At 61.0% G+C, this 22,699-nt stretch carries 15 protein-coding genes; 5 read left to right on the forward strand and 10 right to left on the reverse strand.

Annotated elements, in window-relative coordinates; translation table 11 throughout:
• The 5 genes from HK20_RS11270 to HK20_RS11290 all read right to left on the reverse strand — a co-directional run bounded on the left by HK20_RS11270 (nucleotide 1) and on the right by HK20_RS11290 (nucleotide 10,811).
• The gene (locus HK20_RS11270; RefSeq protein ID WP_086647143.1) at nucleotides 1–1,554 is read right to left on the reverse strand and encodes an efflux transporter outer membrane subunit; all 1,554 of its coding nucleotides are present in this window, start codon (nucleotides 1,552–1,554) and stop codon (nucleotides 1–3) included.
• On the reverse strand, nucleotides 1,555–4,857 hold the full coding sequence (locus tag HK20_RS11275; protein ID WP_086647144.1) for an efflux RND transporter permease subunit: 3,303 nt from the start codon (nucleotides 4,855–4,857) through the stop codon (nucleotides 1,555–1,557).
• Nucleotides 4,854–8,033: an efflux RND transporter permease subunit gene (locus HK20_RS11280; RefSeq protein WP_086647145.1), complete on the reverse strand. Its 3,180-nt coding sequence runs from the start codon at nucleotides 8,031–8,033 to the stop codon at nucleotides 4,854–4,856. The genes HK20_RS11275 and HK20_RS11280 overlap by 4 nt, the downstream gene beginning before the upstream one ends.
• On the reverse strand, nucleotides 8,030–9,238 hold the full coding sequence (locus HK20_RS11285; protein WP_086647146.1) for an efflux RND transporter periplasmic adaptor subunit: 1,209 nt from the start codon (nucleotides 9,236–9,238) through the stop codon (nucleotides 8,030–8,032). The genes HK20_RS11280 and HK20_RS11285 overlap by 4 nt, the downstream gene beginning before the upstream one ends.
• A gap of 178 nt (nucleotides 9,239–9,416) precedes the next feature.
• Nucleotides 9,417–10,811 carry an MFS transporter gene (locus HK20_RS11290; RefSeq protein WP_086647147.1) on the reverse strand — a complete coding sequence of 465 codons (1,395 nt, stop codon included), beginning with the start codon at nucleotides 10,809–10,811 and terminating at the stop codon, nucleotides 9,417–9,419.
• A gap of 112 nt (nucleotides 10,812–10,923) precedes the next feature.
• On the opposite strand from HK20_RS11290, the gene HK20_RS11295 reads away from it, so the two are divergent.
• The 3 genes from HK20_RS11295 (at nucleotide 10,924) to HK20_RS11305 (ending at nucleotide 13,083) form a co-directional block, all read left to right on the forward strand.
• Nucleotides 10,924–11,229 (forward strand): YqjD family protein, encoded by a 306-nt coding sequence (locus tag HK20_RS11295; protein WP_086647210.1) that lies wholly within the window; start codon nucleotides 10,924–10,926, stop codon nucleotides 11,227–11,229.
• 124 nt (nucleotides 11,230–11,353) lie between these two features.
• Complete coding sequence (locus HK20_RS11300; protein ID WP_086647148.1) at nucleotides 11,354–11,983, forward strand: ribonuclease HII; 630 nt, start codon at nucleotides 11,354–11,356, stop codon at nucleotides 11,981–11,983.
• Nucleotides 11,980–13,083, forward strand: a complete 1,104-nt coding sequence (locus tag HK20_RS11305; RefSeq protein ID WP_086647149.1) for a DNA methyltransferase — start codon at nucleotides 11,980–11,982, stop codon at nucleotides 13,081–13,083. The genes HK20_RS11300 and HK20_RS11305 overlap by 4 nt, the downstream gene beginning before the upstream one ends.
• An 88-nt stretch (nucleotides 13,084–13,171) precedes the next feature.
• On the opposite strand, the gene HK20_RS11310 is transcribed toward HK20_RS11305, so the two are convergent.
• From HK20_RS11310 to HK20_RS11330, 5 genes are all read right to left on the reverse strand, one after another.
• The gene (locus tag HK20_RS11310; protein WP_086647150.1) at nucleotides 13,172–13,765 is read right to left on the reverse strand and encodes a hypothetical protein; all 594 of its coding nucleotides are present in this window, start codon (nucleotides 13,763–13,765) and stop codon (nucleotides 13,172–13,174) included.
• A gap of 70 nt (nucleotides 13,766–13,835) precedes the next feature.
• Entirely contained in the window at nucleotides 13,836–15,986 is a 2,151-nt protein-coding gene (locus HK20_RS11315) for a hypothetical protein (RefSeq protein WP_086647151.1), read from the reverse strand.
• A complete protein-coding gene (locus tag HK20_RS11320; protein ID WP_086647152.1) occupies nucleotides 15,983–18,733 on the reverse strand; it encodes a DUF4159 domain-containing protein in 2,751 nt (916 codons plus the stop codon). Before HK20_RS11320 ends, HK20_RS11315 begins: the two co-directional genes overlap by 4 nt.
• Nucleotides 18,730–19,728, reverse strand: coding sequence for a DUF58 domain-containing protein (locus HK20_RS11325; RefSeq protein ID WP_233129192.1), 999 nt, complete (start codon nucleotides 19,726–19,728; stop codon nucleotides 18,730–18,732). Before HK20_RS11325 ends, HK20_RS11320 begins: the two co-directional genes overlap by 4 nt.
• A 4-nt stretch (nucleotides 19,729–19,732) precedes the next feature.
• Entirely contained in the window at nucleotides 19,733–20,752 is a 1,020-nt protein-coding gene (locus HK20_RS11330) for a MoxR family ATPase (RefSeq protein ID WP_086647154.1), read from the reverse strand.
• Between the two features lie 191 nt (nucleotides 20,753–20,943).
• Between HK20_RS11330 and HK20_RS11335 the strand changes: the two genes are divergently transcribed.
• Together HK20_RS11335 and HK20_RS11340 are read left to right on the forward strand one after the other, a co-directional pair.
• The gene (locus HK20_RS11335) at nucleotides 20,944–21,453 is read left to right on the forward strand and encodes a DUF1285 domain-containing protein (protein ID WP_233129198.1); all 510 of its coding nucleotides are present in this window, start codon (nucleotides 20,944–20,946) and stop codon (nucleotides 21,451–21,453) included.
• Nucleotides 21,440–22,663: a CCA tRNA nucleotidyltransferase gene (locus HK20_RS11340; RefSeq protein WP_086647156.1), complete on the forward strand. Its 1,224-nt coding sequence runs from the start codon at nucleotides 21,440–21,442 to the stop codon at nucleotides 22,661–22,663. The genes HK20_RS11335 and HK20_RS11340 overlap by 14 nt, the downstream gene beginning before the upstream one ends.
• Nucleotides 22,664–22,699: the final 36 nt, after the last annotated feature.

Consider the following 22,699-nt stretch of genomic DNA (forward strand, 5'->3'; position numbering starts at 1 on the left):
CTAGTTTTTGTCTTTTTGAATAAAGGAGGGCAGGAGCGGGTTGTCTGTCTGCATGGAGTTTTTGCTGGGGAGTTCGGAGGCATTCCACCCCCCGCCAAGGGCTTCCACCAGACTGACAGAGTCCAGAATACGGCTTTGCTGGATTTGCAGTGCGGTCTGCGCGTTGGACAGGGCCGTCACCTCGGCGGTAATCACGGTCGTGTAAATCTGGGTGCCTGCCATATACTGGTTGAATGCAACCGTAACGGCTCTGTTGGCGGCATCCAGCGCAACATGCTGCTGCTCTGCCTGATCAGCCAGAATACGCAGGTTGGAAAGCTGGTCTTCCACCCCTTGCAGGGCTGTCAGTACGGTTTGCCGGTAGGTGGCCACATAGGCATTGTAATTGCTGTCGGCCTCATGGACGGCGGCAGTTCTTGCGCCCCCGGCAAACAGTGTTTCCGTAGCCGAGGCGCCAAGGGTCCAGATGCGGTTTGCAACCTGCACAAGAGAGCCAACAGGGTCCCCGCTATAGGAGTATGTCGCCGTGAGTTTGACATCGGGGTAGAACGCGGCCATGGCCGCGCCAATCTGGGCGTTGTATTCCTCCATCCGGCGCTCGGCCGCCGCAATATCGGGGCGGCGCTGGAGCAGGCTGGCCGGAACCATAACCGGAATAGCCGGAATGGCCCGTGGCAATGCGCCATGGGGGATGGAAAGGTCCGCAGGGGCTTTACCCATAAGAACAGCAATAGCGTGCTCATACTGCGCGCGGGCTATGCCGGTTGCGGTGGCCTGAGCGCGGGTCTGTTCCAGCTGTGTTTTGGCCTGCAGCAGGGTGGTTGGGTCTGCCGTGCCTGCATCATACTGGTTTTTGGTGATCTGGTACGAGCGCTCATAAAACGCCACGTTTTTGGTCAGCAGATCATACAGGCTGTCCTGATACCGCAGGTTGAAATAAGCCGTGGCCAATTGTGCCTGATAAGACAGGCGTGCATTGGCAAGGTCTGCGGCTGTGGCCTGTGCTTCTGTAACCTGAGCCTGAATCTGCCGCCTGATCTTGCCCCATAAATCCAGATCCCACGAAACACTTGGCCCCGTGGCATAGGTGTTTTCGGTGGAGTTGGAGGGGGTTGCGCTCGTGCTGCTCGAGCCATCGGAGCCATAATTGATAATGGTGCCGCTGGAGCGCGACCCACGGCCCGAACTCTGTCGGTTGAAGGAGAGCGCACCGCTAAGCGTTGGGTAAAGCTGTGCCCGGATGGAGTTAATGGTGGCCCGGGCGTTACGGTAGCGTGCCTCGTACTGAATGATATTCTGGTTGTTGATGTCTACCTGAGCTTCCAGAGCATTCAACTGCGGGTCGTTATAGATTGTCCACCACGAACCTTTGGGCAGGCTGGCCAGTTGTGGGGCAGCGTACTGCCAGCCCGGTGCCGGACGTAGTTCCTTGAAGGCGGGCGAGATAATGGGCGTGGGCCGTTTGTAATCCGGCCCGACCATGCACCCGGCCAGAGCGGCAGGTGCCAGCAGCAGGGACAGGCGAAGGGAAAGGAAGGGACGATAAAAAGGCATTCAGCGGTCCTGCCTGAAGCTGCGGGAAAACGATAACGAGCGGATAAAAGACCCGGCACGGGCCTGCCAAGCATCGAACATCAGATAAATAACCGGCGTTGTATAAAGGGTAAGGGCCTGGCTCACGATCAGCCCGCCAACAATGGCAATGCCCAGCGGGTGCCGCAGTTCGGCCCCGTATCCGTTGGCGACCATAAGCGGGGCAGCCCCCAAGGCCGCTGCGACCGATGTCATCATGATCGGGCGGAAGCGGAGCAGGCAGGCGGTGCGTATGGCATCATGGGCGGACATACCCTCTTCGCGTTCGGCCATAATGGCAAAATCCACCAGCATGATGGCATTTTTCTTCACAATGCCAATCAGCAGGATCACCCCGATCATGGCAATGAGCGAGAACTCCTCCCCAGCCAGTTGCAGGGCCAGCAGGGCCCCTACACCAGCCGAGGGCAGGGTGGAGAGAATGGTCAGCGGGTGTACGTAGCTTTCGTACAGAACACCCAGTGTAATATAGACGGCCACAAGGGCTGCCAGAATAAGCAGGGGTTCATCGCTGACCGCTTTCTGGAACTGCGCGGCATTGCCGGCAAAACTGCCGTGGATGGTATTGGGCATATGCAGCGCGACCTGTGCGGTGTTGATGATCTGCGTGGCCGTGCCCAGAGAAACCCCCTTGGCCAGATTGAACGAGAGCGTAGCCGCAACCGCCAGCCCCTGATGGTTGACCGAAAGCGGGGTGCGGCTTGGCACCAGATGAGTAACCAGTGTGAGCGGCACCATGGCTTCGGATGAGGTGCTGACTGCTGAACCATTGGACGCACCAGCCCCCCCGGCCAGCGCATTGGCAATCTGGTTTTTAAAGGACAGGGAACTCTGGCTGGCCTGCGTGCTGGTGGAGCCGGTGCTGGAGGCATTGCGCGCCCGAATGGTGTTGGAGCGCGTTCCCCCACCAGCCGAGCCCCCGGCAACGCTTATCCAGACCTGCATCAGACTTTCCGGGTTGGACCAGCTTTTGGGGTCGGCCTCCATGATCACGCGGTACTGGTTGAGCCTGTTGTAGATGACCGAGGCCGCGCGCTGGCCAAACGCATCGTACAGCGTGTTGGACAGGAGCTGGGGGGTAATGTTGACACGGGCGGACGTATCCCGGTCGATCTGGGTGCTAATGGCCGAGCCACCCAGCTGCACGTCGGAGGAAAGGGTTGTCAGTTCCGGGTGGCGGCGCAGCTCTGCCAGCAGGCGGGCGGTCCATGTGTAGAGCTCGGATGAGTTTTCACCCTCCAGCGTATACTGGTATGCCGCATTGCTCTGCCGTGCGCCGGAACGGATGGCACCGGGCTGCATCAGAAAAAAACTGGCTCCGACCAGATTACGCAATTTGCGGTTAACACGGGCGATCAGGTCGGTCGGGGTGTCGTTCCGGGCAGCTTTATCCTTGAGCTGCAAAAACACCCCTGCCTCGTTGGAGGAGCCACGCCCCCCGATAAAGGAGGACACGCTCTCCACATCGCGGTCGTGCAGCAGCACTTTCTGCACTTCGGTCAGTTTTTTGGCCAACGCCCCGAAGGAGATTGACTGGTCCCCCTGCAGGCGCCCCATGAGCATGCCCGTGTCTTCCACCGGGAAAAACCCCTTGGGCATCAGCATGAACAAGGCTGCCGTAAGGGCCAGTGTAAAGGGCAGGCTGAGCAGGACGGTCTTGTGGTAGCGCAGGGCAAGGTCGAGCGAGCGGGTATAACCGGCCTGCATATGGTCCAAAAATGCAGTCATGGCGGCAATGGCGTGGCGCATCAGGCTGCCAGAACCCGCAGGCGCCGTGCCTGCCGTATGGGGCACCAGCAGGTAAGCCGCCATCATGGGGGTCAGGGTCAGGGACAGCACCATCGAGATCAGGATGGTGATGGAAACTGTCATGGCGAACTCGTGGAACAGGCGGCCAGCCAGCCCCCCCATGAGCAGAATGGGCAAAAAGACGGCAATCAGGGAGATGGAGATGGAAATAACCGTAAAGGCCACTTCCGCACTGCCTTTTATGGCGGCATCCCGTGGGGGGAGGCCCTGCTCTATGTAGCGGGCTATGTTTTCCATCACCACAATGGCGTCATCCACCACAAAGCCGGTGGAAACCGTAAGCGCCATGAGCGACATATTATCGAGCGAAAAACCAAGCAGGCGCATAACGCCAAAGGTCGCCACAATGGAGGTGGGCACAACCACGGCGGGAATAAGCGTCATGCGGAGTGAGTGCAGGAAGAGCAGCACCACCAGCACCACAAGTATGACCGAGATCAGCAGGGTCAGTTGCGTATCCACCAGCGCTGCACGAATGGTCAGTGAGCGGTCAAGCCCCACATGCAGGGCCACACCACCGGGCAGGGCGGATTTAAGCAGGGGCATTTCCGCATTGATCTGGTCCACAGTGTGAATCACATTGGCCCCGGCCTGGGGGAACACCACCGCAATAACCGATGCCTGACCGTTATAGTACCCGGCGTTGCGCAGGTCTTCCACGCTGTTCTGCACCTGCGCCACATCGGCCAGTCGCACGGGGCGGTTATTGCGCCATGCAATAATCAGGTCACGGTAGTCCTGCGCCGTACGGACCTGATCATTCGTGTCCAGCGTGTAGCGGACGCCGTTCTGGTCAATAATCCCTTTGGGGGTGTGGGCATTGGCAGAGGCAAGGGCTGCGCGTACGTCCTCAAACCCGATGCCGTATTTGAACAGGGGCAGGGGGTTTATTTCCGCCCGGATGGCAGGTAGCGCACTCCCGCTGATTTCCACCTGACCCACCCCCTGTATGGCGGACAGATGCTGCACCAGCACGTTGGTTGCGTAATCATAAAGCTGGGGGCGGGTGTGGGTGTCCGATGTCAGGGTGAGAATAAGGATCGGCGCGCCGTTGGGGTTGGCTTTGCGGTAGCTGGGGTTCTGCCGCAAGGAGGAGGGCATGTCCGCATGGGCGGCCTGAAGGGCGGCCTCCACATCCCGCGCGGCACCGTTAATATCGCGCGAGAGCGCGAACTGGAGCGTAATGCGTGTGCTGCCTTCGGTGGATTGGGATGTCATTTCCGTAACATCGGCAATCTGCCCAAGGTGCCGCTCCAAGGGGGCGGCCACGGCACTGGCAATTTCCTCCGGGGAGCCGCCAGCCTGCCGTGCCTGCACCTGAATAACCGGGAAGTCCACGTTAGGCAGGTCGGCAACAGGCAGGCCACGGTAGCCCAGTAGCCCCCCAAGGAACAGGGCTACGCTTAGCAGGATGGTGGCAACAGGCCGGTCAATAAAAATCCGGCTGATATTCACGGCACGGGTTGCCCGCTAGGGGGGGATGCAGAGCCGGGGTTGCGCAGCCCGCGCCATTTATGCGCCCATGTGTCCAGCGTAAGGTAGATGACCGGTGTGGTGAACAGGGTCAGCAACTGGGAGAGGGCAAGCCCGCCAATAATGGCCAGCCCCAGCGGATAGCGCAGTTCGGACCCCGTACCATGCGAGAGCACCATGGGTACGGCCCCCAGCATGGCCGCCAGTGTGGTCATGAGAATGGGGCGAAAACGCAGTGTGGCTGCTGTGCGAATGGAGCGCAGGCTGTCCATCCCATGTTCACGCTCCGCCTCCAGCGCGAAGTCGATCATCATGATGGCGTTTTTCTTGACAATGCCAATCAGCAGCACAATGCCGATAATGCCCATGATGTCGAGGTTAACCCCCGCGACAATCAGGGTCAGCAACGCGCCAATGGCGGCCGAGGGCAGGGTGGAGAGAATGGTAACCGGGTGGATAAAGCTCTCGTACAGAATGCCCAGCACAATATAGACGGCAATAATGGCGGCAGCGACCAGGAACAGTTCGTTGCTGAGTGAGCCTTCAAATGCCGCCGCCGTCCCTTGGAAAGATGTCTGGAAAGCTGCGGGGAGGTGGATGTCCGCCTCCACCCGGCGGATGGCGGCTGTGGCATCCCCCAGCGCATAGCCGGGTGCGAGATTGAACGAGATGGTCGTGGCCGGGAACTGCCCGAAATGGGTTAACAGCAGGGGAGCCGTTTCCTGCGTGACCTTGGTGACCGCTGGCAGAGGCACCAGCCCGGAGGTTGGCGAGCGTGTGGGGCCGGATGTGCTCTCCCCCGTATTACCGCTGATACCGGGCAGGTAAAGCTGGTTGAGCGAGGACATCTCTTTTTGAAAGCGCGGTTCGGCTTCCAGAATAACGCGGTACTGGTTGGACTGCGTATAGATGGTGGAAATCTGGCGCTGGCCAAAGCTGTCATACAGCACGTTATCCACGGTCTGGGGTGTAATCGAGTAACGGGCCCCTGTGGGGCGGTCGAGCGTTACGCGTGCGACCAGCCCTTCGGCCTGCAGGTCGGAGGTAACATCCGCAAGAGAGGGTTCCTGCCGCAACCGTTCGATCAGCTTGGGCACCCATGTTTTAAAGGCGTCGTAATCGGGGTTTTCAAGCAGGAACTGGTATTGTGTTGCCGATACGGTTGTATCGAGCGAGAGGTCCTGCACGGGCTGGAGGTAGAGCTTTATCCCCGCAACCTGCGCTGTTTCCTGCTCCAGCCGTGCTGCAATTTCGGTGGCGGAGGAGGAGCGGCTGTCATGCTCTTTCAGGTTGATCAGGAAGCGGCCCTGATTAAGCGTCGCATTCTGCCCGTCCACCCCCACAAAGGAGGAGAGGGAGGCCACATCCGGGTCCTTCAGGATTACTCTGGCCAGTTCCTGCTGATGCACCTTCATGTTCTCGAACGAGATGGACTGCGCCGCAACGGAAATACCCTGAATAACCCCCGTATCCTGCACGGGGAAAAACCCTTTGGGAATGTACCAGCCCAGCAGGCCGGTCAGCACCAGTGTCCCCACGGCCACGCCCAGTGTGAGCTTGCGCCATTCCAGCACCACATCGAGCATACGGTCATAGGCGGCAATCAGGCGTTCGGTTGCCACTTCCATCCGCGCGGACCAGCGCAGGAACGGGGTGGCTGCCGTGCCTGCGTCATGCGGGCGCTCGGAAAGAATACGGGCGCACATCATGGGAACAAGTGTGAGCGACACCACGGCGGACAGGATGATGGTCGTGGCCAGCGTAAGGGCGAATTCGTGGAACAGGCGGCCCACCACATCGCTCATGAACAGCAGCGGAATAAGCACGGCAATGAGCGATATGGTCAGCGAGATAATGGTAAAGCCAATTTCCCCCGCCCCCTTGAGCGAGGCGCTCATGCGGTCCTCGCCCGCTTCCACATAACGCGAGATATTTTCGATCATCACAATGGCATCATCCACCACAAAGCCGGTGGCGATGGTCAGAGCCATGAGCGAGAGATTATCGAGCGAGAAGTCGAGCAGGTACATAATGGCCAGCGTGCCGATAATGGAAAGCGGCACGGACAGGCTGGGAATAATGGTGGCGGGAACATTGCGCAAAAAGACAAAAATAACCGCCACAACCAGCACAAGTGCGAGAAACAGCTCGAACTGCACATCGGCTACGGAGGAGCGGATGGTGGTGGTGCGGTCTGTCAGGGGGATAATATCAATCCCCGGTGGCAGGGTCTGGCGCAGGGTGGGCAGGGTGGCCTTGACGTTGTCCACCACGGCAATCACGTTGGCACCCGGCTGGCGCTGCACGTTCATGATCAGGGCCGGGGTCTGGTTGGACCACGCGGCAAGCTGTGTGTTTTCCGGCCCGATTACAACCGTAGCTACGTCGCGGATGCGGACCGGCCCGCTGCTCTGGTAGGCAATGACCTGATTGAGCAGCATTTCCGGGCTGGTAATCTGCCCGTCCACCCGCAATGTGGCCGAGCGTTGTGCTCCATCAAACGTACCCGTGGGGGAGTTGACGTTCACATTGCCAATGGTTGTACGCAATGTGTCCAGATCAATGCCGTAGGAGGTCAGCTTGGGCACGTTGACCCGCACACGGTAGGCCTTGCGGTTGCCGCCTGAAAGCGTAACCAGCCCCACTCCCGAAATCTGGCTGATTTTTTGTGCCAGACGGGTGTCCACGTAATCTTCCACTTCGGGGAGCGGAATAGTGGCCGAGGTAATGCCCAGTGTGAGCACAGGGGTGTCTGCCGGGTTGACCTTGGCGTAAACCGGGGGGGCGGGCAGGTCGGTTGGCAGCAGGGAGTTGGCCTGATTAATGGCGGCCTGCACTTCCTGCTCCGCCACATCCATGGACATGGACAGGTCAAACCGCAGGGTAATGACCGACGCCCCACCCGATGAGCGCGATGTCATCTGGTCCAGACCGGGCATCTGGCCAAGTTGTGTTTCCAGCGGCGCAGTCACCGAGGTGGCCATAACATCCGGCCCCGCACCGGGGTAGAAGGTTTCCACCGTTATGGTGGGGTAATCAACCTGTGGTAGCGCAGAAATGGGCAGAAAATGGTAGCCCAGCAACCCGGCCATAAAAATGGCCAGCATCAGCAGCGTAGTTGCAACGGGCCTGCGGATGAAAATGGCAGATGGGTTCACGGCGTGGCATGGTCCGGTGCTGGGGTGGGAGCCGTGGTGGGAATGCTCACCTTGATTCCGGCGCGCAAATGGTCTGTGCCGTCTGTAACCACTCTGTCGCCTTCCTTCAGCCCGGAGGTGACAACGCTGAGCGTACCGTTGGAAATGCCGGTGGTCACGGGCTGGACGCTGACCGTGTCATCATCCTTGACAACATATACGAACAGGCCGGAGGGGCCGGTCTGCACAGCGGTTGTGGGCAGGAGCAGAACGTGGTCCAGCGTTTTAACCAGCAGACGTGCGTTAACAAACTGGTTGGGGAAGAGGTGTTCGTCCTCATTGGTAAAAATGGCGCGCAGGCGCACGGTGCCGGTTGCCGTGTCAATCTGGCTGTCCAGCGTGCTGACCGTGCCATCGGCTATTTTTTGTGTGTTGGAACTGTTCCAGGCCGAAACAGGGAGCGATTTGCGCGCCTGTAGCTGGGCAAACACCTCGGGCAACTGGTCCTGCGGCAGCGTGAAAATGACCGAGATGGGCTGCATCTGTGTCAACACAGCCAGCCCGCCGGACTGGCCGGCCGCCACGTAGTTGCCCTGATCCACTGCACGAATGCCAATGCGCCCATCCACTGGCGCAATAATGTGGCAGTAGATCAGTTGCAGCTTCTGGTTATCCACCAGTGCCTGATCAGCCTTGACCGTGCCTTCAAGCTGCTGAACCGTAAACTGCTGGTCGCGTGCGGTTTTGGCGTCAATACTGTCCTGCTTGATCAGGCGCTGGTAGCGCCCGCTGTCCACCCTTGCCTGTTCAAGCTGTGCCTTGTCCTGAGCAAGCTGGCCTTCATACTGCTCCAGTTGCACCTGATAGGGGCGGGGGTCGATCAGGGCGAGCAGGTCACCCTTATGCACATGCTGGCCTTCGGTAAAAAGCACCTGCATCAGGTAGCCTTCCACACGGGTCTGCACGGTTACGTTGGTAATGGGGACAACCGTGCCCAGTTCGGTCAGTTCCACGGGCATACTGCCAGCGTGCACTGTCTGTACCGCTACAGGCTGGCTCTGGCTGGAATCAGCCGCGCCGTGGTGCGTTTTGTGGCCTGCCTGCGGGCGCAGGAAGGCAAAGCCCAGAATACAGGCGGCCACCACGGCACCACCCGCCAGAAGCAGGCGCTTTTTGGAGGAACGCGGCTTGGCGGGAGAGGCGGAGGGCGGAGAGTTATCGTCCATGAGGTGCGCTGTTCGTTAACCTAAGTTGCGTCAGAAAATGCAGGGGAACGCTGTGCATAGGGGCACCCTGTTTACAGAGGGAACTGTGCTGAACTCTTTGCCCAAGTGCAAGCCTCCTCATTGAAACCGTGCATAAAATAACATTTCGCTATGTAATTTGTGCGTTAAAAGCGTGCGCTTAACGGCGGTTACCGCTCATGTTTGCCCCCGCAGAAGGCGAAAGTGCGGCGCATAGCGGCACGGCCAGCAGGGATATGCCGCCAGTCACAACAAAGCCGAGTGCAAAATCGGTCATGTTTGCAGGGGTGTTATGGTGCAGCCTGCTCAGCACGGTCAGGGTGCCTGCGGCAATGCAGATTCCGGCCGAAAGCATGATCTGCTGCATGGTGGAATACAGGCTGGTGGCCGCACTCATCCGGTCCTGTGGAATGTCGGCATAGGCAACGGTGTTATAAGCCGAAAACTGGAGCGACTGGGCCGCCCCGGCCAGTGTGAGCACAAGCGAGAGCAGCCATAAGGGGTAGCTCGGGCGGAAAAGGGCGATCAAGGCAAACACCAGTGCTGCGGATGAGCCATTGGCCATGAGAATGGTGCGGAACCCCCAGCGCTTGAGCAGTGCCGGCACAAAGGGGCGCATGGCAATGGCCCCCAGTGGAGCCACAAAGGTGACAAGCCCGCTCTGTGCCGCGCTCAGCCCCGCTCCGATCTGCAGGAAGGACGGGAGCAGAAACGGCAAAGACCCCACCGCAATGCGTGATGCCGCTCCCCCAAAAACGGAAATGCGAAAAGTCTGGAAGCGCATAAGCCGCAGGTCCAGGAGCGGAAAAGACGTACGCCCTGCGTGATGGGTGTAAATGCCCAGCAGCAGCAGGCCTGTGCATAAAAGGGCCGTAACAAGTGCAGGCGAGCCTGTGCCGTGGCTGAATAGTTCTGCAAAAACAGACAGCACCGCCAGCCCGCCCCCTGCCAGAAACAGGCCCTTGAGATCAAACGGAGGGGGGGAGGGTTCGCGCACTTCGGGGATAAAGCGGTAGGTCAGGAACAGCCCGACCACACCGACAGGAATATTCAGGTAAAAATTCCACCGCCATGTCAGCCAGGAGGTAATATATCCCCCCACCACAGGCCCCAGCAGGGGGCCGAGGGTGGCTGGCAGCATCATCCATGTCATGGTGCGTACAAGCTGGTCCGCTGGGGTGCTGCGAATAACCGCCAGCCGCCCCACGGGCACCATAAGGGCACCACCAATGCCCTGTATGGTGCGCATGATGGCCAAAAACAGCAGGGAGTGGGCGGTACCGCAAAAAATTGAACTGCCCACAAAAATGCAGATTGCCACCATCAGGATCGTGCGGCTGCCCAGACGGTCAGCCAGCGCACCAGATGCGGGAATAAAAATGGCCAGCCCGATAATATAGGACGTCAGGGCAACAGACGTGGCGACCGTATCCACATGCAGGCTATGGGCGATGGAAGGCAGGGCCGTTGCCAGAATGGTGCCATCAAGCTGTTCCATAAAAAACATGGAACCAACAATGAGCGCAGTCAGTTGTGTGGACGTCGGAGAAGGCATGCCTAGTCAGAGACGCGTTTTTGCGGTCTGATGCAACAGGCGATCGTGCAGATCTCCGGTCGCTTCCATGCGCGGGCCGTTACGGAATGGCTCAAAAAAGGAGAAAGTCGTCATGGCTAAAGATAAAATCGACATCATCGAAAACAAGATCGACGCCAAGGTTCGGGACGTTCAGGGACATGTCAAGGATGCCGCTGGTGGTCTGACCGGCGATATCGGTCTTCAGGCGGACGGAAAGCTCGACCAGTTCACCGCACACATGCAGGAAGATTTTGCCGATCTGTATGAGGAAGGTGAGGGCATGGTTGAAAAAGCAGTCACTTTTGTGCGGGATAAACCCTTGCTTTCATTGGGTATTGTCTCGGTTGTGGGTGTTCTGCTCGGCTGGCTCTTCTTCCCCCGTCGTAGCCGTTCCTAAAAATCATTTGACCGGGACTCTTGCGCACCCGGGTAAAAAAATGCTTTTCCTTCCCTACGGAGTCGCAATTGCTGCGACTCGGTAATTTTAACCGAGTCGTTTCAAGCGGACGGGAAGGGATGCAATGCCGGACTTTAGGCGGGAACAACAGCATGGCGGCTTGGTCGCCGGAGTGGATGAAGTGGGCCGTGGCCCGCTTGCCGGTCCGGTTGTGGCCGCCGCCGTGGTGTTTGCCTGTGGCGTGCCGGATGATCTTGCTGCCGTTATTGATGATTCCAAAAAATTAAAGCCCGCATTGCGTGAGGCCATTGCCGAGCGTCTGCCCCATGTGCCCGGCGTGGCCATTGGCGTGGGTGCCGCCTCCACGGCGGAAATTGACCGTATCAACATCTACCATGCGTCCCACCTTGCCATGCAGCGTGCAGTTGCCCGCCTGCCGGTCCGGCCTGACCATGTGCTTGTTGATGGCAACAAAATTCCGGATTTCGGGTGTAGTGCAGAGGCCATCGTGGGTGGGGACGGGGTGAGCCTGTCCATTGCCGCGGCCTCCATTATGGCCAAGGTGGTGCGTGACCGCATCATGGCGCGGCTGAATGTGCGCTGGCCCGATTATGGATGGGAAAAAAATGCAGGTTACGGCACGGCGGTTCATCGTCGGGCTCTGTTGCAAACGGGTGTAACCCCGCACCACAGAAAAACATTTGGCACCGTACGCCAGCAGCTAGAACATTTGAAAACGGAGACCCGGGCATGAGCGGCGCAAAAGCAGTTTCCATGGACCTCCCCCTAGACGAAATCCTGCGGGGTGAATGCGTGGAGACCATGCGCACCCTGCCTTCGGGCTCAGTGGACTGCATTTTTGCCGACCCACCGTACAACCTGCAGCTTCGGGGTGAACTCCGCCGCCCGGACGACAGCGTTGTTGATGGCGTGGATGATGACTGGGACAAGTTTTCCGACCTGCAGGAATACGACCGCTTCACGCGGGAATGGCTGAGCGAAGCCCGCCGCCTGCTGCATAAGGATGGCACAATCTGGGTGATTGGTTCTTACCATAACATCTTCCGCCTCGGGGCCATTCTGCAGGACCTTGGGTTCTGGATCCTGAATGATGTGGTCTGGCGCAAGTCCAACCCCATGCCCAACTTCCGTGGCCGTCGCTTTACCAATGCGCACGAAACGCTCATCTGGGCTGCCCGCAGTCAGGATAGCCGCTACCGCTTCAACTATCAGGCCATGAAGGCGCTGAATGATGACGTGCAGATGCGCTCGGACTGGTATCTGCCGCTCTGCACAGGCAATGAGCGCCTGCGGAACGAACATGGGCTGAAGCTCCACCCCACCCAGAAGCCCGAAAGCCTGCTCCATCGTGTGCTGCTGGCGTCCACCACGGTTAATGATGTGGTGCTTGATCCGTTCTCCGGCTCTGGCACCACGGCCGCCATGGCCCGCCGCCTGCGCCGCCATTTTGTAGGCATTGAGCGGCACCCGGATTATGTGGAAGCCGCCAGAGCCCGCGTGGCCAGCGAAGTGCCCCTGGATGATGATGCCATACAGACCACGCAGGATAAGCGCGAAGCCCCGCGTGTGCCTTTTGGCAGTCTGGTGGAGCAGGGCGCACTTGTGGCCGGAACAGTGCTGAGTGATAAAAAACAGCGTATTCAGGCTACAGTTGCAGCAGATGGCACGTTGATCAGTGGTGCCAAGCGTGGCTCAATCCATAAAATGGGGGCCATGCTGACCAACGCCCCCTCATGCAATGGCTGGACATTCTGGCACTTCGAGCGTGAAGGCGTGTTGCTCCCGCTGGATGTGCTGCGGCAGGAAAGTCTGGGGGCTACAGTCGCGCTGTAAAGCCTGACGACATAGCTTGAAGTTATAAAAAAAGGGCACTTCTGGTGCCCCTTTTTTTATGTGCAGTCCGGCAGGGCGGGCAGGTGGCCTAGCTGCCACCAAACCCCAGAAAGCCGATGGAAGGCTGGGCAGCCCCGCCCGTGCGGTCATAACGCGGGTCATGCGTTTTGCTTTTGGTATCGTCTTCCATATCCACGCTGCTGCTGCCTACGTGCAGGTCGGATGTGCTGACCGTTCCCACGCTATCACTCCCCTGCAGGCTGCTGGAATTGCGCAGGGACAGAAGCAGGAAGGTAATGGGGTTACGGTTCAGGTCGATGGACATATCAAGCGGTGTCTGGCCCAGAATATTATGCCCGTTCAGGTCCGCACCACGGTTAATGGCATCACGCGCGGAGGAAACACTCCCCCGGTTTATGGCCTCGAACAGTGCAACCGTGGGTTCCACATCCTTGTTAGGATGGCCACCGCCTTCCCCTGCTTCATCATCGCTGCCATCGGCACCGGGAATGGCCGTGGGCGGGGCTGCGCGTTTGGCGGCCTTGGCGCTTTCCGCTTTTTCGGCGGATTCCGCCGCCGCAGCCTGATCTTCGGCATCATCAGCAAATGCCGGAACCGCAGCAAACATGGCAAGGCTGCTGAACAGCAGAGCGGATGAAACAAGGCGTGGAAAACGGGTCATTGTCTGTCCATCAATACAGGAGCCTCTAACGTATCACAGCCCATGGGAGCGGAAAAGACGCTCCGGGGGCCTATCGGGTCCGTCCTTCCCGCCACCATGCGCCAAACAGCAGCAAAAGGGCGAGCACCATGGCCAGAGGAGCAGGCAGGAGGGGTATGGGTGTTCTGCCCGTTACCAGATGCGCATCGCGCCGGGCAAAGCCCAGCCAGTCCGCTCCGTGCAGTGCGCCTGATGCAACCAGTCTTGGCGTGGGGGCATGCAGGCTGGCTGTGCTGTCACCGAGCCAGAAAATACCCCCGCCACTCTGTTTGACCACATCCGCCAGACGGGTTGCGGTCGCGCGCAGGTCGGTTAGCTCACGCGTGTTTTCTGGCTCGGGTGCCGCATAGGTTGTGCGTGTGCCATCAGAAATACGCCAGATACCGGACTCCGTTATGGGCAGTTGTGCTGTCTGGGTGCCTTCCTGCGCGGATGCGTGCATGGGCACGGTGCTGCTCTGCCCGGTGGGGGAGGTCAGGGTAAGGGTGGTGGCTGCAGGTGTGCCCACACTGTGGCGGGTAATGTGGAGCGTATTGGCGCTTATACTGGCTGTAAGCTGCTCCTCTTCCAGCTCCGGCTCTTTCATCAGCCAGTGCGAAATGCGGCGGAGCAGTTCGGCCTGCGGGCCGCCGCCATCCTCCCCGCGTGACCACAGCCATATCTGGTCAGACAGAAGCAACGCAATCCGGCCCTGATCAACCCGGTCCAGCACCAGCAGGGGGCTGTTATCGGGCCCATTCATCAGTACCTCACCATGGGTGCTGTCGGGGTGCAGGGCGCGGTACCACGGCCCCCACAGGCCCGGTACGGCTGTAGCACTGTTGACCTGCGCACCTGCTTTTGGCGCGCCGGGAAGTGATGCCGTAACAGGGTGCCTGCGTCCGGTATCGGTCAGGGTGGGGCGGAAGCGGCTGACGAGCATGCTGCTCTGGTCAGGGGTTACGTGGGCGGGCAGCACGTCCCCCACCGGAGTATCCTGCAAGGAGCCGGGGCCAATAAATTCGGGTCCGGCGGTCAGGAGCAGGCCACCCCCGCGGCGGACAAAGCCTGCAATGTTTTCCAGATAACTGTGCGGCAGAATATGCCGGTTTTCAAATCCATCAAGGATGATCAGGTCAAACTGGTTGATCTTGTCCTGAAACAGCTCGCGCACGGGGAATGCAATCAGCGCAAGGTCGGACAGGGGGGTGCCATCGTCCTTTTCGGGGGGGCGCAGAATGGTAAAGTGGATCAGATCAACCGAAGGGTCCGCCTTGAGCAGCCTGCGCCAGACCCGCTCCCCCTGATTGGGTGTGCCCGAGATCAGCAGCACCTTCAGCCGGTCCCGTATGCCGGTAATATGGGCTACGGTCTGGTTGTTCAGTTCCGAGACTTCCCCCGGTAGGGCCGAGGCGGACAGGCTGACCAGCAACGGCCCCGGCTGGGTTACGGGCACGGTAATATCCTGCGGCATCCCGCTCAGGACAGAAATGTGCTGTGGTTCCTCCCCATTCACCCGGACCGTCAGCTCCGCCGGTGTGCCTGCTTGCGTGCCCGGTCCCATGTCATCCACCTGCACGCGCAGTTTGGCGCTCTGGCCTGCAATGGCGTAGGGGGGAGCCTGAAGGATGCTCAGCTTGCGGTCTTTCTGCTCCGTGCTGGCGGTGAGCAGAACGTGCAGGGGCAGGGTTGTGCGGCTGCCATTGTCCTGCATGGGGCGCAGGCGCTCGGGCAGGGTGGCGGGAACATCGCTGACCTCCCCATCAGTAACCATCATGGCCCCGGCAAACTGGGCGGGGGGAATGTCGGCTGCGGCCTGATCCAGCGCGTCAAACAGTTTTGTGCCATCACGTGCTGCACCGCGTACGGTTACGGTGCGGAGGTTCAGCCCCTCCACCTTGGCCTGCGCCAGTGCGTCCGCCACCTGCCGGGCAATGGCGGCACGCTGGTCCAGCGCCATGGAGGGGGACTGGTCCACTACCAGAAGTGCAGTCTGAGGGAGCGCGCGCCGCTGCTCGTGGTAACGTTGTGGCCCGGCCAGCCACAGCAGCACCATACCTATGGCGCACAGGCGCAAAATGGCTCCCCCCGTGCGCTGGAACAGGCTCCACCCGCACAGGCCCAGTGCCGCAACGCCCAGTATGGCCAGCAGCCACAACGGCAGCAAAGGTGCAAACCCAAAGGAGGCCAGAAGAGTGCTCATGGTTTGTCCTCCAGCCGTTTGAGCAGCATGGGAACATGCACCTGATCAGCCTTGTAGCTGCCTGTTAAGGCGTAAATAACGGTGTTCAGCCCAAAGCGGTACGCCTGCAGGCGCTGGTCACTGCCACCGGGGATAACGGCAAACGGGGTATTGCCCGCACTGTCCACCGCCCAAGCGTGCGCCCAGTCTGCCGAGCCGATAATAACCGGGCTGACATCATCGTTCTCGGCGTCTCCTTCCTTGGCGACCCAGATGGGCAGGCCTGCATACCGGCCCGGAAAGTCGTGGAGCAGGTAAAAGGTATGTGCCAGCAGGTGGTGGTCGGTCATGACCACCAGCGGTGGCACCGCAAGGCCGGTTGTAACCCGGCGCAGGGCTGCGGCCGTGCCGGGGGCATCGGCGGTAAAGGTGGTGTCGGCTGTGCTGGAGCCTCCGTCCTGCCCCTGTGTGTCAATCAGAAGAATACCGCCGCGGGCCATAAAGGTGTTCAGCGCTGCCGTCATGGCCGGAGTGGTGGTGGCGTCTGCGGTAATCGGCCAGTAAAGCAGGGGGTAGTAGGTCAGGTCATCCGTGCCGGGGTGGACGGCATCGGGGTGCCCCATAACAGCGGAGGTGCGGGCGTTTACAAAGTCGGACAGGCCCTGCAACCCCTCGCGGGAGGCTGTGTCCACGTCCTCATGCCCGGTTACAATATACCCCAGTCGGGTTTCCAGCGCTGCGGCGGGGACTGCGGGTGGCGTGCTCAACTCCTGTGCATGCAGGGGGGATGTTAGCGCACCAAGGGTGGCCAGCAACGCAAGCAGGGTAAGGGGCCGTGGTGCAAACAGCCTGCCTGTGCGCATAAGGCCTACAACCACGCCATCGAGCAGTAAAAGCAGAATGGCGGCCAGCAGGCAGTAACGCCCAAGTGGCAGGTCCGGCGTCTGGCCCGAAGCATCCGTAATGGTGCCAACAGGGGGAGCTGGTCGCAGGCTTTGCACACCCGCTGCGGTATTGAGTGCCCGGCGTCCATCCGTGGGGCCATACAGGCCGGGCGGGTGGATGGGGGAGGCAGATGTGGTGGCAAACACATTGCCCTGTATGCCCCGTGCGGTTGGCGGTGGCGGGCCTGCAATGCCCTCACCGTCCAGTGTCAGGGCCGGGGCGAGCAGTATATTTTCGGCCGGAATGTTCAGCCCGTTGGCGTGTTCGGTCAGGCGTTGCAGCATGGCTACAAACAGGCCGGACAGCGGCAGGTTGGACCAGTCCGCCGTGCTGCTGACATGGAACAGGATCACCTCACCCTTGCCCAGTTCGGCATGGGTGACCAGCGGCGTGCCATCAGCCAGCCGCGCCCATACATGCGTGCCCAGATCGGCCGAAGGACTGGCCAGCACCTGACGGGAAACCGTTACATCGGCAGGAATATCCAGTCCCCGGAAAGGGGATTCCTGTTCAAAAGGTGCAAGTTTTTGCGGTGTGCCCCATGTCATGGACCCACCGAGCTGGCGGGCTCCATCCAGCAGGGGCACGGGCAGCAGGTTCCGTGCCGTGTCGGCCGGGTTGGAAGGGCTTGTATCCTGCTGGCTACCAGCAAGTGCCGGGCCTGCAAAGCGAATGAGCGTGCCGCCGTTTTTTATCCATTCCTGCACGGTTTTCTGGCTTTGCGCGCCAGCCAGTGTGCCATCGGGCGCGATCAGCACGGACAGGGGGCGGCTGAGCAAGGCGTCCAGTGTTCCTTCATGCAGGTCTGACAGGGGAGCCAGCGCACGGCGGAGGTAAAAGACAGAGCCAATCAGGGGGGTATCTGCCCCACCGCTGGAGAGCAGGCCAACAGGGTGCAGGCGTGTGTTTTCGTCCAGCAGAACGGTTGTGGCGGCACTCGCAATGCCCTGCACACTCAGCGTATCTATCCGGTTGCGTACGGTTATGGGCAGGTTGATGCGTACATCCGCCTGTGTGGCATTGGCCGCTACGGGCACAGGGATTACGGCCAGCGTTCCCCCATCTGTCGCGCGGGCCACAACATGAACAAGCCGGGGCTGCGCCGATGGAAGCATGATCAGGCGCGCCATGGTCCCATCCGACGTGGGGGCAACGGGGGCAAGCACCATGCCTGACTGGGAGGAAAAGCGGATTTCCTGCACGGCACCCCGTGCGCGCAGGGCTTGGGCAAAAGCGTTATCCCAGCTCTGGGCAACGCCATCAGCCAGATAGACAATGCGGGCAAAGGGGAGGGCTGGTAGTTGCCCGATCTGCCGGGCAGCCTGTGTCCGGTCCACACTCCATGGGCTGGGGTGCAGGCTGTTCAGCATCCGCCGCACAGTAGCGGCTGGCTGTGGCGCAGGCGGTATTGCGGAAGCCTCCGCCTGTGGGGCGGTGGTCAGGAGCAGCAGGCTGGATTTTGTGCGCTCCGCATCGTCCACAATGGTTTGTGCGGTGGTCAGGCGGTCGGTCCAGTCTGCGGCACTGAACATACCGTCATCCACCACCAGCAGAACCGGGCCGGGGGTTTGTGTGCTGTCCCTGCTGCCGGGAATAAACGGGCGGGCAAAGCCCGTAATCAGCAGGCCCACAGCCAGCAGACGCAAGAGCAAGACCCACGGGGGTGAGCGCGCGGCTTCGGTTTCCTTCGGGCGCAGGCGGGCGAGGAAAGCAATGGGGGGAAAAACCTGCTGGCGCGCGCGCGGGGGCGTGGCACGCAGCAGCCACCACACCAGCGGCAGGCAGAGCAGGGCAAACAGCAGGGCGGGGAACTGGAAAATCATACGCGTTGGCTCATCTGGGCATGGAGCGCCAGCAGCGTGGGGAGGGGGGACTGATCGGTCTGGTGGTGTGCCAGCGTGTGGCCGCAATGGCTTGTGGTTTGTTCAAGCCACTGGCTGCGCGCTGCGACAAGGGCTGCGTAGTCCGTGCGCAGGCTCTGCACATGGGGCAGCTCCAGCGGGGGTTCGTGCTCAAGTCCGCAAAACTCGGTGCGGCCGGTGTAAGGGAGCGTGCTTTCCGCCGGATCGCTAACATGGAGCACATAGGCCCGCGCCGGGTGTGCGGCCAGCTGGTGCAGGCAGTCATGGATATGGGTGTCAGGGCAGAGCAGGTCACTGGCCAGCAGCAGGCGTGCGCGCCGGGGCACAAGGGCGGGCGGAGGGAGTGCTGCATCCATAGGGCTGCTATTGGCTGCTAGTTCGCACAGCCCGAGTGCCAGCCGCTCCAGCACGTTGGGGGCAGGGGGCAGGGACACAATACCGGAAGGAGAAAGCAGCAGAACCCGCTCGCCATTGCGCAGCAGCAGGGCCGCCATGCTGAGCAGAAGCAGGATGGCGCGGTCCAGCTTGCCGGGCAGGGTATTACCGGAGCGCCATTGCATGGAACCGGAAAAATCGCACCATAGCAGGACTGTCTGCGCCGCTTCGGCTTCGGTTTCACGCACATGGGCGCGGGCTGTGCGGGCGGATTGCCGCCAGTCTATGCGGTTGACCGGTTCGCCGGGCTGTGCCGGACGGTACTGCCAGAATGTGTCCCCCCATCCTGCGCGGCGCTGGGGGTGCCTGCCTGCTGCCAGTGTGGTGGCAATGTGGCTGGCATGGAGCAGCAGGTCCGGCAGGCGGGTGGCCAGTGTTTGGGCTGCACAGGCCATGTCCGCCGTAGCGGAAACCGGGGGGCTGGGCGTGGTCGCCGGGCTGAATGGCGCACCCGCCGCAGGCTGGTCCCGGCCTAGAAACCGGCGCAGCAGGGTGGTTGGGATCGGTCGGAACCGGCTCACAGGGTCAACCCAAGGTCTTGAGCAGTCGGGTTATAATATCATCCGTGGTGACCCCCTCGGCCCGGGCGGCAAAGGTTAGTGCCATGCGGTGTGCCAGCACCGGGCGGGCCAGTGCGGCCACGTCATCCAGACCGGGGGAGAGCCTGCCATCCAGCAGCGCGCGCGCACGGCTGGCCAGCATAAGCGTTTGTGCTGCACGTGGGCCGGGGCCCCAGGCAATCTGCTCGCGCAATGTGGCATCGGACGTGCTCTGGGGGCGGGCTGCGCGGACAAGGTTTACAATGGCATCGAGCACTTTTTCACCCACAGGCATGCGCCGGACCAGTGCCTGCGCCTGCATAAGGCTTTGCGCGTCCATGACCTGCTGGGCCTGTTTGTTCTGTGCGCCGGTTGTGGCCAGCAGCATGGCGCGTTCGGCCGCAGCATCGGGGAAGGTCAGCCCGATCTGGAGCATAAAGCGGTCAAGCTGGGCTTCAGGCAGGGGGTAGGTGCCTTCCTGCTCCATGGGGTTCTGGGTTGCAAGTACATGAAAAGGCTCGGGCAGGGGGTATTCCACCCCGGCCACGCTCACGCGGTGTTCCTGCATGGCCTGCAACAGGGCAGACTGGGTACGTGGGCTGGCACGGTTGATTTCGTCCGCCATCAGCAACTGGGTAAAGACGGGGCCGTGCACAAAACGGAAGCTGCGGTGCCCGGTTGCATCCTCGTCCAGAATCTCACTGCCGGTAATGTCGGAGGGCATCAGGTCGGGGGTAAACTGCACGCGGCGGGCGTTCAGCCCCAGCACGGTGCCAAGGGTCGTAACCAGCAATGTCTTGCCCAGACCCGGTGCCCCGACCAGCAGGGCATGCCCGCCAGCCAGAACGGTGGTCAGTGTCTGGCGGATAATCTGGTCCTGCCCGAAAATGACGGTTGAAATTTCCTGCTGGACGGCGGCAAGCCGTTCACAGATACGATCTGCCTCCCGCACTTCTGGGGGGGAGGAAGGCTGTTGTGCCGGGAACGGTGCGTCTGATGTGGTCATGGATCCAGTCTGAATTACATGCAGGGCTTACATCAAGCGGGGTAAGCTCCCTATATCATTGTGCACAACACAAGGACACGTATTAACAGGATGGTGAGTCAGTGAAAGGTGAACAGGAAAGCGGCGCGCAGGCCCTTTCGTGCCACGATAAGCACGAGACCGATACCCCCGATACGGCGGAAAACAGGCGTTTGCCGTTTTTGGTCAGGCGGGATGGCGTGTGGCTGTACCGTGGGTCCGAGATCAAACGCAAGGCCATGTCCTGCCTGTTTGGCTCCCTGCTCACGCGGAATGCGCAGGGTGCCTACCTGCTGCGCACACCATTCGAAAGCGGGCTGATCGAGGTTGAGGACGTTCCTTTTCTGGCGGTGGAACTGGACTGGACCGGCATGGGCCGCATGCAGCGGCTGAGTTTTCGCACCAATATGGACGAGGTGGTGGTGGCCGATTCCGAACACCCGATTCGGACTGTGTGGGACATCCCGCCCGAAGCCTGCCCGGAGGGGTGCCCCCCGTACCTGAGCGTACGCGCAGGGGAGGGAGCCTACCCGCTGGAAGCCCGCCTGTCCCGCGCAGTGTGGTACGAGCTGGCTGCTCTGGCCGAGCCCGGAGCCTGCCAGGGAGTACCCTGCATGGGCGTGTGGAGCTGCGGCTGCTTTTTTCCTATAGCGCGGATGGCGGTGGACAATGGGGGAGCATGACACGCTCATAAACGGGCTGGACCCATCCCGGCAGGCCGCTCTGGCGCGGTTGTGGCAGGTTCTGCCTGCCATGCGCCTTGTGGGCGGGTGTGTGCGCGACCTGCTGGCGGACCGTCCGATTGCCGATATTGATCTGGCTACCCCCGAACCTCCCGAGCAGGTCATGGAGCGTTTGCGCGCATATGGGGCGCATGTTGTGGCGACCGGCCTGCAACACGGAACCGTAACCGCCGTGCTGGACGGCGCTCCGTACGAAATCACCACCCTCCGGCGTGATATGGAAACAGACGGGCGGCACGCCGTTGTCCGCTGGACGCAGGACTGGCGGGCGGATGCACAGCGGCGGGATTTTACAATAAATGCCATGTCGGTCGATCAGGCCGGGGTCCTGTACGATTATTTTGGCGGGCAGGCTGATCTGGCGGCTGGGCATGTGCGGTTTGTTGGCGCGCCCGCATTGCGGATTAAAGAAGATGCCCTGCGCATCCTGCGGTTTTTCCGGTTTTATGGGCGCTACGGGCACGGCGCGCCAGACCCGCAGGCCGTGCAGGCCATAACCTGCGGCGTTGCCCTGCTTGATGGCCTTTCTGTTGAGCGGATATGGATGGAACTGCGGCGGATTCTGGCTGGCCCCAATGTGGCAGCCATTCTGCGCCTTATGGACAGCACGGGCGTTCTGGCCCGCATTTTGCCAGAAGGGCATACGCTGGACCGGTGCGTACGCATGCTGGATGATGGTGCCCCGGCAAACGCATTGCTGCGGCTGGCAGGGCTGACAACGCACACCGCCGCTGTAGCCCGCCGCCTTAAACTCTCGCGCGCTGAGACCGGGGCACTTGCCGCCTTGAGCAGAGCAGCCCCCCTGCCTGACGTGAGCATGAGCGAGGTAGCACTGCGCCGCCTTGTGGCGGAAGAACCGGCGGATGTGCTGGCTGGGCGCATATGGCTGTATCAGGCCGCCCAGCCGCGTACGGCGGAGGAAAAAGCGGCATTTGCGCAGCTTAGGCACAGGGTGTGCGGGCTGGCTGTTCCGGCTTTTCCCGTTGCGGGGCGGGATGTTCTGGCCATGGGGGGGCAGGCCGGGCCGGAGGTCGGGCGTATTGTGGGCCTTGTCCGCCAATGGTGGCTGGATGGCGGCTGCCATGCGGATGCACAGGCATGCCGGGCACAGATCGCACTGTATCTGGGCACAAAAGCGGCACAAAGCTGAGTTCCGCCCCTTACATGCAGGGCCGGGAGGCTGGTA

The sequence above is a fragment of the Acetobacter sp. DsW_54 genome, from assembly GCF_002153575.1.
GTDB lineage: Bacteria > Pseudomonadota > Alphaproteobacteria > Acetobacterales > Acetobacteraceae > Acetobacter > Acetobacter fabarum.